Source organism: Cytobacillus sp. (assembly GCF_964223445.1).
Classification (GTDB): Bacteria; Bacillota; Bacilli; order Bacillales; family Cytobacillaceae; genus Cytobacillus.
This window is the reverse complement of sequence record NZ_CAXQGS010000040.1, coordinates 60422-76559: the sequence shown is the minus strand read 5'-3', so window position 1 is coordinate 76559 and position 16138 is coordinate 60422. Positions and strand designations below refer to the sequence as shown.

Annotated in this window: 17 protein-coding genes; 5 read left to right on the top strand and 12 right to left on the bottom strand. The window is 39.0% G+C overall.

All coding sequences use genetic code 11. The features are described from left to right. The 3 genes from ACEQ1T_RS06485 to ACEQ1T_RS06475 form a co-directional block, all read left to right on the top strand. On the top strand, positions 1–538 hold a 538-nt coding region (locus ACEQ1T_RS06485), incomplete at its 5' end, for a PadR family transcriptional regulator (RefSeq protein ID WP_370222146.1). Continuing rightward, positions 535–1809 (top strand): MFS transporter, encoded by a 1275-nt coding sequence (locus ACEQ1T_RS06480; RefSeq protein ID WP_370222145.1) that lies wholly within the window; start codon positions 535–537, stop codon positions 1807–1809. The genes ACEQ1T_RS06485 and ACEQ1T_RS06480, both read left to right, overlap by 4 nt. A 96-nt stretch (positions 1810–1905) precedes the next feature. Further along, entirely contained in the window at positions 1906–2373 is a 468-nt protein-coding gene (locus ACEQ1T_RS06475) for a YkyB family protein (protein ID WP_206835917.1), read from the top strand. Between the two features lie 206 nt (positions 2374–2579). Here ACEQ1T_RS06475 and ACEQ1T_RS06470 read toward each other — a convergent pair whose 3' ends face one another. The 4 genes from ACEQ1T_RS06470 to ACEQ1T_RS06455 all read right to left on the bottom strand — a co-directional run bounded on the left by ACEQ1T_RS06470 (position 2580) and on the right by ACEQ1T_RS06455 (position 6592). After that, positions 2580–3485 (bottom strand): chemotaxis protein, encoded by a 906-nt coding sequence (locus ACEQ1T_RS06470; RefSeq protein WP_370222144.1) that lies wholly within the window; start codon positions 3483–3485, stop codon positions 2580–2582. A gap of 271 nt (positions 3486–3756) precedes the next feature. Then, positions 3757–5076, bottom strand: coding sequence for an MFS transporter (locus ACEQ1T_RS06465; protein WP_370222142.1), 1320 nt, complete (start codon positions 5074–5076; stop codon positions 3757–3759). A gap of 407 nt (positions 5077–5483) precedes the next feature. Then, the gene (locus ACEQ1T_RS06460) at positions 5484–5948 is read right to left on the bottom strand and encodes a DinB family protein (RefSeq protein WP_370222140.1); all 465 of its coding nucleotides are present in this window, start codon (positions 5946–5948) and stop codon (positions 5484–5486) included. A gap of 113 nt (positions 5949–6061) precedes the next feature. After that, complete coding sequence (locus ACEQ1T_RS06455) at positions 6062–6592, bottom strand: RDD family protein (RefSeq protein WP_370222138.1); 531 nt, start codon at positions 6590–6592, stop codon at positions 6062–6064. 281 nt (positions 6593–6873) lie between these two features. On the opposite strand from ACEQ1T_RS06455, the gene ACEQ1T_RS06450 reads away from it, so the two are divergent. Next, positions 6874–7077 carry a hypothetical protein gene (locus tag ACEQ1T_RS06450; RefSeq protein WP_206835901.1) on the top strand — a complete coding sequence of 68 codons (204 nt, stop codon included), beginning with the start codon at positions 6874–6876 and terminating at the stop codon, positions 7075–7077. 109 nt (positions 7078–7186) lie between these two features. Beyond that, positions 7187–8341 (top strand): aminotransferase A, encoded by a 1155-nt coding sequence (locus ACEQ1T_RS06445; protein WP_370222136.1) that lies wholly within the window; start codon positions 7187–7189, stop codon positions 8339–8341. Between the two features lie 127 nt (positions 8342–8468). Here ACEQ1T_RS06445 and ACEQ1T_RS06440 read toward each other — a convergent pair whose 3' ends face one another. From ACEQ1T_RS06440 to ACEQ1T_RS06405, 8 genes are all read right to left on the bottom strand, one after another. After that, positions 8469–8648: a hypothetical protein gene (locus tag ACEQ1T_RS06440; RefSeq protein ID WP_206835896.1), complete on the bottom strand. Its 180-nt coding sequence runs from the start codon at positions 8646–8648 to the stop codon at positions 8469–8471. A 74-nt stretch (positions 8649–8722) separates the two neighbouring features. Continuing rightward, positions 8723–9601 (bottom strand): NAD(P)-dependent oxidoreductase, encoded by an 879-nt coding sequence (locus ACEQ1T_RS06435; protein WP_370222135.1) that lies wholly within the window; start codon positions 9599–9601, stop codon positions 8723–8725. Positions 9602–9795: 194 nt separating this feature from the next. Continuing rightward, entirely contained in the window at positions 9796–10257 is a 462-nt protein-coding gene (locus tag ACEQ1T_RS06430; RefSeq protein ID WP_206835889.1) for a hypothetical protein, read from the bottom strand. 501 nt (positions 10258–10758) lie between these two features. Next, positions 10759–12474 (bottom strand): phosphoenolpyruvate--protein phosphotransferase, encoded by a 1716-nt coding sequence (gene ptsP / locus ACEQ1T_RS06425; protein ID WP_370222134.1) that lies wholly within the window; start codon positions 12472–12474, stop codon positions 10759–10761. Continuing rightward, the gene (locus ACEQ1T_RS06420; protein ID WP_009331020.1) at positions 12474–12740 is read right to left on the bottom strand and encodes a phosphocarrier protein HPr; all 267 of its coding nucleotides are present in this window, start codon (positions 12738–12740) and stop codon (positions 12474–12476) included. Before ACEQ1T_RS06420 ends, ptsP begins: the two co-directional genes overlap by 1 nt. 456 nt (positions 12741–13196) lie before the next feature. After that, complete coding sequence (locus ACEQ1T_RS06415) at positions 13197–13487, bottom strand: hypothetical protein (RefSeq protein WP_370222133.1); 291 nt, start codon at positions 13485–13487, stop codon at positions 13197–13199. Positions 13488–13706: 219 nt separating this feature from the next. Then, on the bottom strand, positions 13707–14945 hold the full coding sequence (locus tag ACEQ1T_RS06410) for a hypothetical protein (protein ID WP_370222132.1): 1239 nt from the start codon (positions 14943–14945) through the stop codon (positions 13707–13709). After that, positions 14942–16138, bottom strand: coding sequence for a DUF58 domain-containing protein (locus ACEQ1T_RS06405; RefSeq protein ID WP_370222131.1), 1197 nt, complete (start codon positions 16136–16138; stop codon positions 14942–14944). The genes ACEQ1T_RS06410 and ACEQ1T_RS06405 overlap by 4 nt, the downstream gene beginning before the upstream one ends.

Here is a 16138-nt window from a genome sequence, read left to right as displayed (position 1 = left end):
ACACAAAGCTGCTGGCCTTTATTGGGGAATGAGCTATGGGAGCATTTACCCGAAATTAAAAAAGCTGGAGGAAGAAGGATTTATCTATGCAATCGAGCAGGAAGAAGAAGGTAGAAAGAAAAAGATGTATGAGCTCACGGCAAAAGGCTGGAAAGAATTTGAGAACTGGCTAAAGACTCCTCCCTCTTTTCCAGTTATTAAAGATGAATTGCTAATGAAAATGTCAACCTGGCATGAAGATATGGATAATGAAGTGTTAATTAGCCATTTATTAAAAAGAAAAGAAGAAGCCTCAGATATACTAAACTTTGTACAGGAATGGCCGCGAAATGGGTACTCCTATGTCAGCAAGCTTGGCAGCCTGTCGATTCGATATGCAGAAATGAAGCTCGAAACAGAAATGAAATGGATCGAGGAATCAATTGAAGTGCTGCAAAATAATAATCTGCCAGCTGGCCAGGATCCTAACAGCAATACAGAAAAGCTGTTAAACAGGCGAAGGATGGCCTTAGGCAGGGAAAAGGGGAATGGCCAATGAAACCCGGTATTTTTAAACCACTCAAGCTGAAATCCTTTCGCTCTCTTTTTGGTGCCCAGCTATTTTCCGATTTGGGTAACTGGCTCGATTTTATTGCATTACAGGTTATTGTCGCTTATCACTGGGGGCTTGATGAAACGGCCATTGCTTCTGTCATCATTGTTCTCGGTCTTCCCTGGGTCATAATCGGCCCATTTGCGAGTGTGTTTGTAGACAGATTGCCGAAAAAAGCTGTTATGATCGTTTGCCTCTTTTTAAGAATTGCCTTTGTCGCAGGCTTGTTTTACGCTCCCAACCTATACATTCTGCTATTATTTGTGTTTTTAAAGGGAACTGTATCAGCCCTTTACGACCCGGCAAGACAGAGCGCGATCAGGATGATTGTACCTGACAGCATGCTGCCTGAAGCTGTAACTCTAAGCCAGCTGTCAGTCAATACCATGAAAATTGCCGGGCCGGCTTTAGGAGGGGGGATTATAGCAGTTTTCGGACCAAAAAGCCCTTTTCTATTTGAAGCAGCAGGATTTGTAATATCCATTATTTTTCTGATTTTTCTTCCCAGCTTAAAATCTTCTGAGGAATCAGATAAAAGGATAGCTGAAGATTATACTGTCAAATCGAGTTTTTGGAAAGAATTTTCCGAGGGAATAAAACATATTTTCTATACTCCCCTTTTAAGGATTTCAATTATCCTTTCTTCTGCAGCATTTTTCATCATTTTTCTTTATGATGGGTTATTTATTTTTATTGCAAAACAGATTGGTTTTAATGAGGGAAATTTCGGATTGCTGATCAGTGCAGTGGGAGCAGGCAGTGTGGCCGGCTCACTTTTGCTGGGCCAGTGGACAGGGTGGAACCAAAAACCCGTCCATTTAATGAGTTCTTCGGCCATATTAAGCGGCACTTTTATTGTAGCTGTTGGTCTTGGCGGCTTAGGTTTTCTTAATTTCCCTCCACTTGTCTGGATAATCGGCGCATGTCTATTGGGTCTTTTAGGTGCAGGAGAATCTGTTCCTTACGGGTATGTTCTCCAATCTGAAACACCAAAGAAAATGATGGGCAGAGTTTCGGCTGCCGCCATGTCCCTCCAGACTTTTTCCATGCTTATTGCACCAGCGGCAGGAGCTCTTCTTGCAAAACAGCTGGGCGCATCTTTTGTTATGATTGGTGCAGGGTTGGCAACAACATTATTAGGTGTAACTATGCTGATGGTTATATGTAAAAAATCAGGAACCTTCCAACCCATGAGCGGAAAGCAGCTGGATGGATAAGCTTTTGTAAGAAAAGCCCTATACTAAGTTGGTTTTAAAGGCTAAAAAGGGTATAATATTTTTATACCCCTTTATAACTTGAAAGGAGATTGGAAATTGAATTCTGATAAGAAACAATATCCCCATCTGCAACCAACGGTTGAAAACCTCTCTCAAGCCATCTTCACCGTTAACCGCCATGCAAAGACAGCACCAAACCCTAAATTTTTGTATAAATTAAAGCACGATGCACTTCAAAAGTTAATTAAAGAAGGAAAAGCCCAAAAAGCAGGCCTTCACTATTCCGGCAATCCAAAAAACAGCCAGCAGCAGTCAGATGTTCTTGTAAAGTGCGGGAATTATTCTTTCCACCTTCCTCCTTCTAAAGAGGATTTTTCAGTGCTTCCCCATTTGGGTAAACTCGATTCCTTCGTAAGAAATCCAAAATCGTCTTTATCTCTTAATGCGGCGAAAAAATTGCTTATGACATATACAGGGCTAAAAGAGCTTAATAGCAAGCCAAACGCAAAAAAGCACCGCTATGAAAAACCTGTATTTAAGAAATTAGGAGAAAGTTACTTTTAATCAAGAAAAGCGCAAGCGCCTTCGGAACAAGCCAAAACTGTTTGTTCCTGGGAAGAACATCCAAAGAAGCTTATCCTAGGTGCTCACCCCCGACACCTCGAGGGGGTAGGCCCTGAAGCTATATAGTTATCAAAGTTCAAAGTTATTCTTTCTTACTAACAAGAAAAAGCTGGAATGGAAATTCCAGCTTTTTCTTTGTTATGGTCCTATAATGCATGCTGATCTATCAAAAGCACCAATTCTGCAATTTCAGGCTTGCTTACCTGCGCATTGGCTCCAACCATTTGGCCTTTGTGGCGAAGATCCTCGGTAATCAATGAAGAAAAAATAATAACTGGAATTTTTGTCAGCACAGGATGTTCTTTAACTTTTTTAGTAAGGTGATGCCCGTCCATTTGCGGCATTTCGATATCAGTGATCATGAGCTGCACTTCCTTAGTTATATCGCTCCCAGACTCGGCTAAAGAATGCAAATATTCATAAGCATCGTATCCATTTTCAAAGAATTCAATTTGTGAAAATCCAGCTTCATTCAATGTATCATTCAAAAGCTTTCTTAGGAGTGGCGAGTCTTCTGCGATAAGCAGCTTCTTGTCGGACCTCTCACGCTTTCCAAGTTTCTGCACCTTCTGGATGCTAATCCCTGAAGCCGGATTGATCTCAGTGACCATTTTTTCAAAATCAAGCAGCAGCACCATTTCATCTTCTAGCTTTATGATGCCGATAATCTGGCTTTCCTGGCCCTGATACAATTCAGAAGGCTTTTCAATTTGGTTCCAGGAAATGCGGTGAATTTTCGAAACACTATGAACGTGGAATACAATTTTCTGCTGATTAAACTCTGTCACAATAAATTTATCCTGCTGAGGGCTTTCTGAAGGTGCCATATTTAATGATGATGCTACATCAACTACAGGAAGAACCTCTCCCCTCAGTTCAATGATCCCTTCAATATTTCGATGAGAATGCGGGACAGGAATGACTGGTACAGGATTAATAATTTCCTTCACTTTAATAACATTAATCCCCAATTTATTCCTTCCTATTGAAAATTCAACAATCTCCAATTCATTCGTTCCGCTTTCCAGTAAAATGCCTTTTTTCTGTTCCACTTTTTTCGCCCTTCCTTTTTCATATGCTTATATCTAAGTCGCGGCTCCAGTTTGTATGACGCTTGTTTTAAGAGCAGCAAGACAGCAGCTTATATAAATCGTGAATCTTTTTCTCTATTAATATACCATGAATGGATAAAATTTCTTATGAAAATTTCAGCTTATTATGAAAAAAGTCTTTATTTCACCAACAGGAAGTCAACTGCTTTGCAAAAACAGCAAAAAGCAAGCCTTTGGCGGCTTGCTTTTTAAATGCAATACAGATGGAAACCTATTCAGGAATGCTGTCGTCCTTAATTTTTGAATGAATAAACAGACCAATTATCGTTAAAATCATCAATGAACCTAAAGCAAGTCTGCTTGCCAGGTTTCCATAGCTGGCAAAGATCAAAGTTATGCTTCCATAAATAACGGGTCCAATTATGGAAGATACTTTCCCTGAAAATGCAAACAAACCAAAAAACTGCCCTCTTTTATCTTCTGGAGTCAATTCCACAATATAAGTTCTTGTGGTAACCCACATGGACCCCAGAGCGACGCCAAACATGCTGCCCGCAATCCAGAACATAGTTTCATTGACAGCGCCAACAGCAATTGCCAGAGCAACAAGAAGAAGGATCCCAACGTACTTAACCGCTTTGTTGGGCCCTTTCGCCTTGGTAATATAGCCAAATACAAAAGAACCAATTATACTGGACACCGTTGAAGCAAGATATAACAAAATAAATTGGCCAGTTGAAAAGCCGACAATCGTTTTTGCGTAAATGGCCATCATGGCAATCGTTGTAGCAATTGCATCATTTAAGAAAAAATAGGCAATCATGAATGTGAAAATCGCCTTGTAATGTTTCATATCTTTAAAAGTCTGCCAAATTTCCTTATAGCCTGATAAAAATTTTTGTTTTTCTTTTGCCTTGTTAGGCTTATCTTTTACAAAGAAAAACAGCGGCAAAGAAAACACCAGAAATAAAATAGCAGTGGGTATAAAAGATTCGTGAAAACCGTCATCTCCTACAAATAAATAAACTGACAGGCCTACCAGGGTTCCGATATACCCAACTGCCACTCCAAAACCTGAAATCAGAGGTATATCCTGCTTTGTTCCCAGATCGGAAATCATTGCATCGTAAAAAACCAGACTGGAATGAAAAAAAAACTTTGCAATAATAAAACATATAATAACGAGCGCAAGATAAACAGGAAGCCCAAATATTTTCCCGCTAATCTGACTTGAAGCAAAAACCCCCATTAAAATGGTCGCCATTACAGTAATAAGCGTAAAGATTACAATATACTTCTTTTTTCTTCCTGTCCTGTCTATCATAACTCCAAACAATGGAGAGAACAGGACAAGAAAAAAACTTGCCAGCGCATTAGAATAAGAAATAAAGGTACTCGCTATCTGATTTAAAACTTCATTCTCTCCAATTACTTCCTGCAGGTAAAAGGGAAAGAAGATGGTATTGATATTTGAGGAAAAAATAGTATTCGCAAAATCGTAAAGTGCCCATGATACAATGGGCAGTGTCATATACAGCCGCCAGGAATTGAATTTCCCCTGTTTCTGCAGCTCCGTTTTTTCTATTTCCATGCCATCAGCTCCTTCAGGTAAAAAACACCTTATTCCTTATTCAAGACCTATCTGTAAAACCCTTTTATTTTACCAAATTTTATTAAATCCAGTTTATTGAAAAAATAATTAATATTCAAATAACAATTAATGCCAGAAATTAATTTAAGGTGAGGAAAAGTGAAAAGGAAGGAACAAAAAGAATATTCAAAGCTATTAATCTACTTATGTTATTGGTGAAGGCCAAAACAGGGGGGAATTTAATGAACAGGCAGAATCTTCCCGAATAGCCGAATTGATGTTGAATTCTTTCTTTGGCACTTTGTTTTATTGGGTGCATCATCGGATCAGGAGTCTCTGCCTGTTTTACTGCATGACGTTATATCATTCTAAATTACAGTTCTTAAAAGTGAAACTGTCAGCCGGTGTTAAACACTGATGCCGGATACCTGCATTATTTGCTTTTTATGGTGAATGTCATGTTCAATAAAATCGGCAAAATAATCGCGCATAGTTAAGCTAGTGCTGCCAATTTTAAATGCAGTATCCAGTTTTTCTTCTGACATGCCTTCCAGCATCTGAAGAAATTGTCTCCGAACTGATAAAAGTTCTTCAATAATCTCTAGTTGTGCATGCTTTTTAGCGTATTCTCCTGCAGCATCATTCACACTTTGAAAATCAGGATAGCTCACCAGTACTGCACCCTCTTTAAAAAATGGGAAACGCTCATCAAGAGAATATCTATCCCAAAATAACAGATGGGCAACTACTGCCGCAACCGGCCATTTTCCAGCCGAGACAGGCTTTAGCCAACTTTCCTGGCCAAGATCTCTTAGCGACTCAAGCCATGCAGAAAAAGCTTCATAATGAGTAATAATATCTTGCTTCTTCATTTTCATCCTCCCTTCCTAAAAATATATTCTGTATGCAGTTAATAAATCCTTTTTATTGCAGTCCCACAAAAAAACCTGAAGGGCAACTGAGTTGCCTTCAGGTTTTTTAAGAATTATTTTTTTAATACGACAGTGCCTGCGATTAAATCATGCAATGCCTGTTTTTTCTCTGTAAAGGCAGCAATGATATACCCGATAAGGAAAATTCCAGACAGGATGGCCATGGCCATATATCTGCCAAGCGCCCTCCAGAAAGAAATACGGTTACCATTTAAGTCAGTCACTTTTAGTCCCAGCAGCTTTTTGCCCACAGTTCCCTGCCATTTGGATGCATGCAGGCCTGCAAAATAGGCAACAGCAACGATAAGATTGACAAGAAAGGTTACTCCAAGTGCGCCAAAATAAGATCCCATGAATGCAAAAGCTTCTTCATCGGTCATTTCTGTTTCCATATAAGTTGGGTCGCTTATCATCGTATTAAATGCGTCAGAAGTGCCAAAGAAAATCATAAAGATAACAATGCTTAGAATCGTAAGCGGAATTCCAACAATAATAGAATCGATTAAATAGGCCGCAAATCGGAGCCAGAACCCGCCATATTCTTTTGTGCTTTCATAAGGCTGCTTTTCTAAAGATGTCTCCACTTTATAACCTCCTTTAAATAGTTAGCTGGAAAACTAACAAACTAAAAATGTTGTAGTTTCCACTATCTACTAATGTTAATCTCTAAATGAATTATATTCAACTATTTGAAAAATTTTACACTCATTTATTTTTATGCAAATATCTCACTAAAACGTTTTCATCTTGACTTTTTTGTGAACAGTCTTATTACAGTGTAGACACTATTTTTCCAAAGTCATAAAATAAGTTTGTAAAGCTGAAAGTCAGTTTTACCTAAATTAAAAAAGAGGTGCGATCAGGCATGAAAGGTACAGCAATCCTTTACCATGATGAACATAAAGTTACGATCCTGGAAGATGTGGAGCATTCTGTGTTTGAGGAAATGAAAGATCAATGCGGCGACAACCATTGCCGATGCCATATAGAAAATAAAGTAATCGATTTTGGTGCTGTATCCCCGGTATTATGGCATGAAGACGAAGTCGATTGGGATTACGGATATTAATTTTATTTTTGCTGGCCCTGAATAGAATACAGGGCCTGTTTTACTTTTTACTGTTTGCCTCCGCATCAAAGTGATAGAATAAACATTAGAATTATGCGAGGTGAATACATTGGAACATTTAATCAATCAGAGGGTGAAGGACATTGAAATTTCTGGAATCAGAAAGTTTTTCAATATGGTTGCCGGCACCAAAGGCATGATTTCTCTTACAATTGGACAGCCTGACTTCCCGACGCCATTACATGTTAAAGAATCAGCTAAACAGGCAATTGATGAGAACTTTACCTCTTATACACACAATGCGGGCGATATTCGATTGCGGCAAGCTGCAGCTTCTTTTGTAAAAACAAAATACAACCTTACATATAACCCTGAATTAGAAGTCATTGTGACATCAGGGGCAAGTGAAGCTATCGATATTGCATTCCGTACTATTCTGGATGAGGGATCGGAAGTAATCCTGCCTGGTCCAGTTTATCCCGGTTATGAGCCAATTATAAAGCTTTGCGGTTCCGTTCCGGTTCATACTGATATTTCCAGAAACAAGTTTAGATTTACTGCAGATTTAATTGCAGAACATATGAGTGATAAAACAAGGTGCATTGTTCTTCCATATCCATCGAATCCGACAGGTGTCAGTCTGAGTTTGGAAGAACTTGAGGAAATTGCTGCTCTTGTTAAAGGCAAAGATATCTTTATCCTTGCTGATGAAATATACAGCGAACTGATCTATGATCAAACGCACCACTCAATCGCTTCCCTTTTACGGGAGCAAACTATATTAATTAATGGACTTTCTAAATCCCATTCAATGACAGGCTGGCGCATTGGTCTTTTATTCGCGCCTGAAAACCTGGCAAAACATATCTTGAAGGTGCATCAGTATAATGTGACATGCGCAGCTTCTGTCTCCCAAATGGCAGCTCTTGATGCGCTTACAACAGGAATTAATGACGCCCTGCCAATGAGGCATGAATATGCCAAACGCCGTGATTATGTATATGAACGTTTAGTACAGATGAACCTGGATGTAGTCAAACCTGATGGCGCATTTTATTTTTTTATAAAAATACCAGATGTTTCAATGAACTCCTTTGAATTTGCCCTTTCTCTTGTTGAAAATGCAGGAGTCGCAGTAGTTCCTGGCAGTGCTTTCTCCTCATATGGAGAAGGTTATTTCCGAATATCCTTTGCTTATTCCATGGACACATTACAAGAAGGGCTTGACCGGATCGAAAAGTATCTTGAAGGTATTAAAATGTAACAAGATTCACTCTGTCGAAAGCGCCAGTTTCCTTTTTGGAGGAATGGCGCTTTTATTCATATTCAATGCTTCTTATTCAAATCCGAAAAAAGCAAAAAGGCAAGACCTCTGCCTGCCTTTTTCACTATTACTGCCCCTGATATTGCCCGTTGTTTTTTGATGCTTTTTCCTTTTTGGCTTTATCTTTATGAATTTTATTCGTGTCAGCACTTCCAAATTCGTGGGAGAATTCAGAATCAATAACAGCGGAATCGAAACCTTTTTTGTTCTTCTGCTGAGGATCATTTTTCTTATTTCTTTTAGCCACCTGTCTAACCCCCTTTTCACTTTCATTATTAGTTTGAAGTGAAGAAAGAGGCTTTATACATTTACAGGTGCTAATTACTTTTTCCAATATTTATATAAAGCGTGTGTACCGCTGTTTTCTTCCCCTAATTCAGAAAGCTCGGCATACATTTTTTTTGCAAGAGCAAGCCCTGGAGTCATCATGCCCATTGCCTCTGCTTCATCCAAGGCGATATTCATGTCCTTAATGAAATGTTTGATATAAAAGCCTGGTTCAAAGTTTCCATCAATGATTCTCGGTGCAAGATTGGATAGTGACCAGCTGCCTGCTGCACCAGATGAGATGCTTTGAAGCACCGTCCTTGGGTCCAAACCTGCTTTTTCTGCATACACTACCGCTTCACACACCCCTATCATATTTGATGCAATCGCGATTTGATTACACATTTTCGTATGTTGTCCGGCTCCTGCTTTTCCTTGATAGACGATATTTGTTCCGAGAAGATTGAAAATTGGCTCTACAGACAGAAATGCGTCCCTGTCTCCTCCGGCCATTATTGAAAGCTTTGCATCCCTGGCACCGATATCTCCTCCTGAAACAGGGGCATCTATTGCATGGATGCCTTTTTTGACTGCTTCTTCATATATCCTTTTGGCCAATGTAGGTGTCGATGTGGTCATGTCAATTACATATGTATTTTCTCTGCCATTTGTGATAATGCCATTTTCTCCAAGATACACTTCCTCTACATCTGCCGGATACCCAACAATCGTAATAATGACATTTGCTTTCTTTGCAACATCCATCGGCGTCTCAGCCCACTCTGCCCCATTCTCTATTAGTCCAGAAGCTTTTTCTTTGGTTCTTGTATAAACAACTAATGGATAACCTGCTTTCAACAGATGTTCCGCCATGCTCCTGCCCATAACCCCTGTTCCAACAAAACCGATAACTGTATTTTCAGGTGAAATCAACGTACCCACTCCCTTGAAATATCTGAATTTTTTATAATAATTTTACCATTACTTTTCTTAGATTAAAAATATTAGATGTCCCAATAAAGACAAAAGACCAGGCAAATACCTGGTCCATCCCCAATTTTATGCGCGTAATTACTTTTACCCAAGTTAGATAAAAACAAAACCACCGGTCATTACATTGATTCTTTTTAAAGCTGTGATGAAAAATTATTTAAGAATGCTCTGGCAATCACTTCATCCTCATTTAAGATTTCTACAGATACTGCATCTTCATTCACGATCATTTCTTCTATTTCGAAAACATGCAGGTCCTGCGTAAGAGGAATGGGATTCATAAAAATGTAATTTCCCTTTTCATTATTGACTTCTATATACTCCCCATCGATTATTGTGTCCTCCCCATAAACAAACTCATCCGTACCCAGCGCAGCGGCCAGTTTTTCATTATGTATGGAAACCTTTACTTTGTATAGTTCTTCTTCTGAAAGGATTTTATCATTAATTTTAAACCGGAACTGCAGCTCATTGTTTTTAGTCAGCAATGCTTCAGCATGCCTATTGACGATGGAGTCCGTGGCACCCTGCATGCAGCCTGACAGGGACAGGGTCAATATGGCGGTAAGTATTAGGCTAATGATCTTTTTATTCATGAAGAATTCCTCCTTTTTCATTACCTTTTCCTTTCTCGCCTTACAATAAACCCCAATTACAACGTTACCCTCGAAAATAAGCGTACAAAATATAAAAGAAGCCCTTTCCAGGCTTCCTTCTTTAGTGGAGGACACGGCTTAAAAATGGACTCTGTTTTTCATATAACTCGTTTTTCTGCTTTTCTTTAATGCATTTATATCGATCATGAAAGAGAAAGCTGATTATCATGGAAACCATTTTCCATCTCTCCTTTTTATTCTGTAGCTTCATTATAGGAGAGTTTCAGATTCCGGATAACAATCATAAGATGTGATTTCTGTCATCCTTAAGGCTGAATGGCAATATTGCCTGAAGAAGGATAAAAAATAAACCGGCCATCATAGGCCGGCTTAAAAAGGGGGGAAAATGAGAATGATCAGCTTACTTAAGTCTAACCTAAGTGCTTAATTCTTATTTACCCGGGAAATTATATTTAAAACTTATTAAATGTTTCAATTTGATTACAGTTTGGCTGCTTCTTTTACAGCTTGGACTACTTCTTCTGCTGTATTCATATGAAGCGCTTTTTCAGCCAGTGCTTCCATGTCTTTCTTGTTTAGGTGACTGATTTGAGAACGAGCTTTAAGAATTGACGTAGCGCTCATGGAGAACTCGTCAAGTCCTAATCCCAGCAGCAATGGAATTGCCGTTTCATCCCCAGCCATTTCACCGCACATGCCTGCCCACTTTCCTTCCTTGTGTGCTGCATCAATAACCATTTTAACTAAACGCAAAATTGCAGGATTATAAGGCTGGTAAAGATAAGAAACACGCTCATTCATTCGGTCTGCAGCCATTGTGTACTGAATTAAATCGTTTGTGCCTACGCTGAAGAAATCAACTTCTTTAGCAAATTGCTCAGCCATAACAGCCGTTGATGGTATTTCAACCATAATTCCAATTTCAATATTGTCGGCAACCTTTGAGCCTTCGCTCACAAGCTTTTGTTTTTCTTCTTCAAGGATTGCTTTGCCCTGACGGAATTCATCAAGAGTTGCTATCATAGGGAACATGATTTTCAGGTTTCCATAAGTGCTTGCTCTTAACAAAGCCCTTAATTGTGTCCTGAACATTTCCTGTTCTTCCAGACATAGGCGAATCGCCCGGAAGCCAAGGAATGGGTTCATTTCCTTTGGAAGATTCAGATAAGGAAGCTCTTTATCCCCGCCAATATCAAGCGTGCGGACAACAACCGGTTTTCCGCTCATTCCTTCAAGGACAGCCTTGTAGGATTCAAACTGCTCCTCTTCTGTTGGAAGCTGGTCTCTTCCCATATATAAAAATTCCGTGCGATATAGGCCAATGCCTTCTCCGCCATTTTCAACTACACCCTTCAGATCCTTTGGAGTGCCGATATTGGCAGCCAATTCAACATGATGGCCATCAGCAGTAACTGATTTTTCGTTGACAAGTTTAGCCCACTCAGCTTTTTGATCCTCGAATTTGCGGTGTTCTTCTTTATATTCGGCTACAGCCTCTGGAGTCGGATTAATATGTACCAGACCTTTTAATCCATCCACGATAACCAGGTCGCCATTTTTAATTTGCTTTGTAGATTCCTTTGTTCCCACTACTGCTGGAATTTCCATGGAACGGGCCATAATGGCAGAATGAGATGTTCTGCCTCCGATGTCAGTTGTAAACCCTTTTACAAACTGACGGTTTAGCTGAGCAGTATCAGAGGGGGTCAAGTCTTCAGCAATAATGATTACTTCTTCTGCAATCATGCTGGGATTTGCAATTTGCAACCCAAGCAAATGAGAAAGTACGCGTTTAGTTACGTCACGAATATCCGCCGCACGCTCTTTCATGTATTCATTGTCCATTTGTTCGAACATTGTAATGAACATATCTGCTGTCTCTTTTAATGCAGATTCAGCATTTACTTTATCTGTTTTAATTTTATCTTCAATTGGCGAAATTAATTCCGGATCACTTAATACAAGAAGATGAGCATCGAAAATAGCAGCTTTATCAGCCCCAAGCTCTTTATGGGCATTATCGCGGATGACTTCCAATTCACCTTTAGATTCAGCTAATGCTGACTGAAAGCGCTCCACTTCCTGTTCAGCATTTTCTACAGTCTTTCTATCAAAAGAGAGATCCGGCTCAACCAAACGGTAAGCTTTCGCTATTGCAATACCGCTTGACGCCGCAATTCCATTTAAAAAGCTCATTATTCAGCCAAACCTTCTTTTTTCAGTGTTTCTTCAAGGCTGTTAAGTGCATCCTGTTCATCGCTTCCTTCAGCAATAATTGTAATATCTGCACCTTGTCCAACACCTAAAGACATAACACCCATGATTGATTTTAGGTTTACTTTCTTTTCCTTGTACTCAAGGTGAATTTCTGAGTCAAATTTGCTGGCAGCTTGTACAAGCATTGTAGCTGGACGAGCGTGAATTCCTGTTTCTGCAATTACTTTAAATTGTTTTTGAACCATATGGGATCAATCTCCTTCTTATTAATGATTGTATTAAGATGTGCAAGGCGTTGCCTCACGAACTTAAAGACGGGAACTGGAATTTATTCGGCAAAATCAGCAGCAGGATGAAACAGTATAATGCCGGGATATTTCTTCCTATACGCTTTTATATTTTTTCCAACACCCTATTATTCATGTATATAGTTGTTCAAAAAGGCTGAGAAAAAATTACTAAGATCACTTCGTCTTAAAGCTTCTCTGCACTTTGAAAACTTCCATAGAATCAGGAAATATTACCTGGCTGCAATTAAGTCATCGGACAACTTACATCTCAGACAAAAGAATAGCATTTCACATTCATTTAGACAATGAAAAACCCTTAATTTTTCACGTTTGTTCACACTTTTTTCAGTAAAACGCTTTCATTTGCCAATGATTTCTACTTAATTTTTCAGATGCAATTTTTCTTTTGATTTATGGCTGTGGATGATACTTATCTTGTTTTCTAACCAGTTTTGAAATTTCTTTGTATTGAAGGACATTATAGCTGATTCGCATTTTTGATATGGTCCCCTTCAGGACCGTGTCATGATCGCCTTCCCGGTCCGTATACACTGTGACAAGATCCAACACAGTACGCGCCAGCATTTCTATAACATGTTTTAAGTCTTCGCTATTATAAGATGTATTGTCTTCCATCAGATGCTCCAAAATGTCTTGAGATAAGCCTTTCACTCTGTATGCTTTTTCGTTTTCAAGTTTCATGATATTATCCCGCCTTTTTGATTGATTGTTCAATTATATGCGGGCCGTAAGAGTGAAATGATGTCAGCTTACCGTTAAGTAATCAGGTATTTTTTATTTTGCATGGAAAGATTGAAACCTGCAACAGCATGATTACTTTACTTCAGTGAAGGATAGAAGTATTTTCTGATTTTAAAAAGAAAAGCCCTTTTCCATATGAGAAAAGACTTTACACATTGTTTATTTAGCGTTTTTCTTAGCCTGTTTCTTTTTCAAATTGTCTTTATGAATCCTTTTCATTTCTTTTTTCATTTGATCCACTGCATATTTATATTTCTCAACGCTTTGAGTGGACACGTTATTGCTGTATCGGACTGTTTCATATGCATCTACAATCTGTCCGGGGTCTTTGAGCCCTATCCTTTGAAGCCATTCTGGCAAGCTTTCGGATTCTTTTCTTCCCAGGTCTAGGTTTACTGCATATCTTTCCAGCTGAAAAATCTCTTTCCGGATCTGATTTTCAGGGGCAATATGCTGAAACCTCCTTGACAGCAATGTTCCTTTATCTTCAATCTGCTGACTATAAGAGGCAAATACAGCTCCATTTCTTACGCTTTTTACCTTTATATTTTTTTTATAAATATAAATGAACAGGGAAGTGATTACCCCTATAAAGAAGATAGATGTTAAGACTGCAGGATCAAAAAATTGCCCGCCTTCTCCCAAATCAGCAGGTACCTTGAAGCGTTCATCATTATCACGGTTTTCATTCTCAGATAAAAACTTCACATGAATTTCCCAGTCCTGTCCCTCTGCCCAATTAAACAGCGGTGAAGCAATCAAGGCAGCTGCTGAGGCAATTAATTTTAGGATACCAAAGAAAAAGAACTTGAGAGTTCCCATACCGAAGGAAACTATTATGCCAACTGCAAGAATTGCAGCAGTCAGTGACAAGAAGTGAATTAAAAACCTTTTCTTTTCTCCTGCATTTGCATCCGATTCAATTATACGTTTAATAAAACCTCCCGAGATGATAAAAAACAGTTCCAATATCATTAGTCCCACAATTTCTCCGGTATAGGCACCGTCCTTCATGGCAGAAAAGATAACCAGGAAAGTACCGGAGAAAACCGTAAGCAGAATCCACCAGCCCTCTGGCCGGTAATTATGTTCATTGAAATGAACATAAGTTCTCCAAAAAACAAAAAAGCTCATCAGCACAATAAAAAACCAGGAAAAAGAGAGAATATTTCCGATTACAAATAATAAAGGAAGCTCAACAAGAAAAAAAAGAACCTTCCCTTTTTCTCTAAATCTGATGAGCAGAACTACAAATGCCATTCCTGCAGGAAAAACAAATACAAAATATTCAGTGAGAGGAACAGCCCCTTCTTTTGCCATATAAAAAGGGAATAACATTAGTGCTCCAAAAATGATTTCAATGCCAAGCAGAAAACTCACTTCAAACAGTTTTTTCATCGTACTGCCACTTCCTTCGCTTTCACTTGAAGCGGCCTCAAGTCGGCTTCCTCATTAAGCAGATGCAGTTCAAATAGGAAAGATCCTTTTCGGCTGATATTATTTATTGAGCTGACAGCAGCCTGCTTCAATTCTCCTGCGTGAACGAAAAAAGGCTGATGAGTCAAATGTCTTTCATAAAATGAAAGCATTTTTTCATAAGGGTAAACAGAAGAATGATTATCTACAAGAGCCAGCATTTCAAGCACCTTTTGCAGATGATCTTTTCCAGATGCTGCAGGCAAATAATAAAAGGGAGTGCTGCCGGCAGTCCGAATATTTATACATATGGAAAAAGGAATATTTTCTTTCACACAGATAAAGGCTATTTCCGCTGCACTGCTGATGCATTCTTCCAGCTGTGCAGATATCGAATGTCCAGCTGAAACATTTAGCGAAATATTCCAGCCTGTTTCTGCAGCTTTATCAAAGACCTTTGTCTGTAAACACTGTTTCCTCGCACTTGCCTTCCAATTGATCCGATTAAAACTATCTGATGACACGTACTGCCTTGTTCCTGCTGGCGATAAATTTTCGTCAAAAAGTGAATAGGCAGAAAGAAAAGTGCCCGGGCGGTCTGTTAAGAGTGGCAGTGTATTTTTAACTGGCAGACGACTCGGATAAACCAATGCATCCTGCAGCAATTGTGCCCGGTATTCAAGAATGGTTTCGCCAAACCCTATAAAATTAGGAATATATAATTCCAGTTTTCTTATTTTTGAAACTCCCCTTTTCATAGCAGAAAAGGGGATTGTTATTTTTTTCCGTTCATTATGATTCAATGAGAATGGGATTGAAAGCTCAAAATTCCCCAGCCTGGACTCCAGATTTTGATCCATCGGGCTAATACTATCGCCAAATAAAACCCTAAGTTCACCCTTTAAAATAGGAAGCCCTTTATTTTCAAATTCCAAAATCCATTTCGCTTCCTGTCCGGCAAATAGTTTATATCTAACCTTCGGGTTCCGCAGGCTCAGCTTTTCACCGAGGAGCTTCATGTAATATGTATTGGCAAATATTATTAGCAGAAATAGAATGGATGCCAGAAAAACTTCCCATGATTTCAAATAAAAGCTTGCTATTAATAAGAATACGGCCAATACACTTGAAAGGGACAAATATCCGTCTTCAGCATGATACTTTTTCCACTCCAT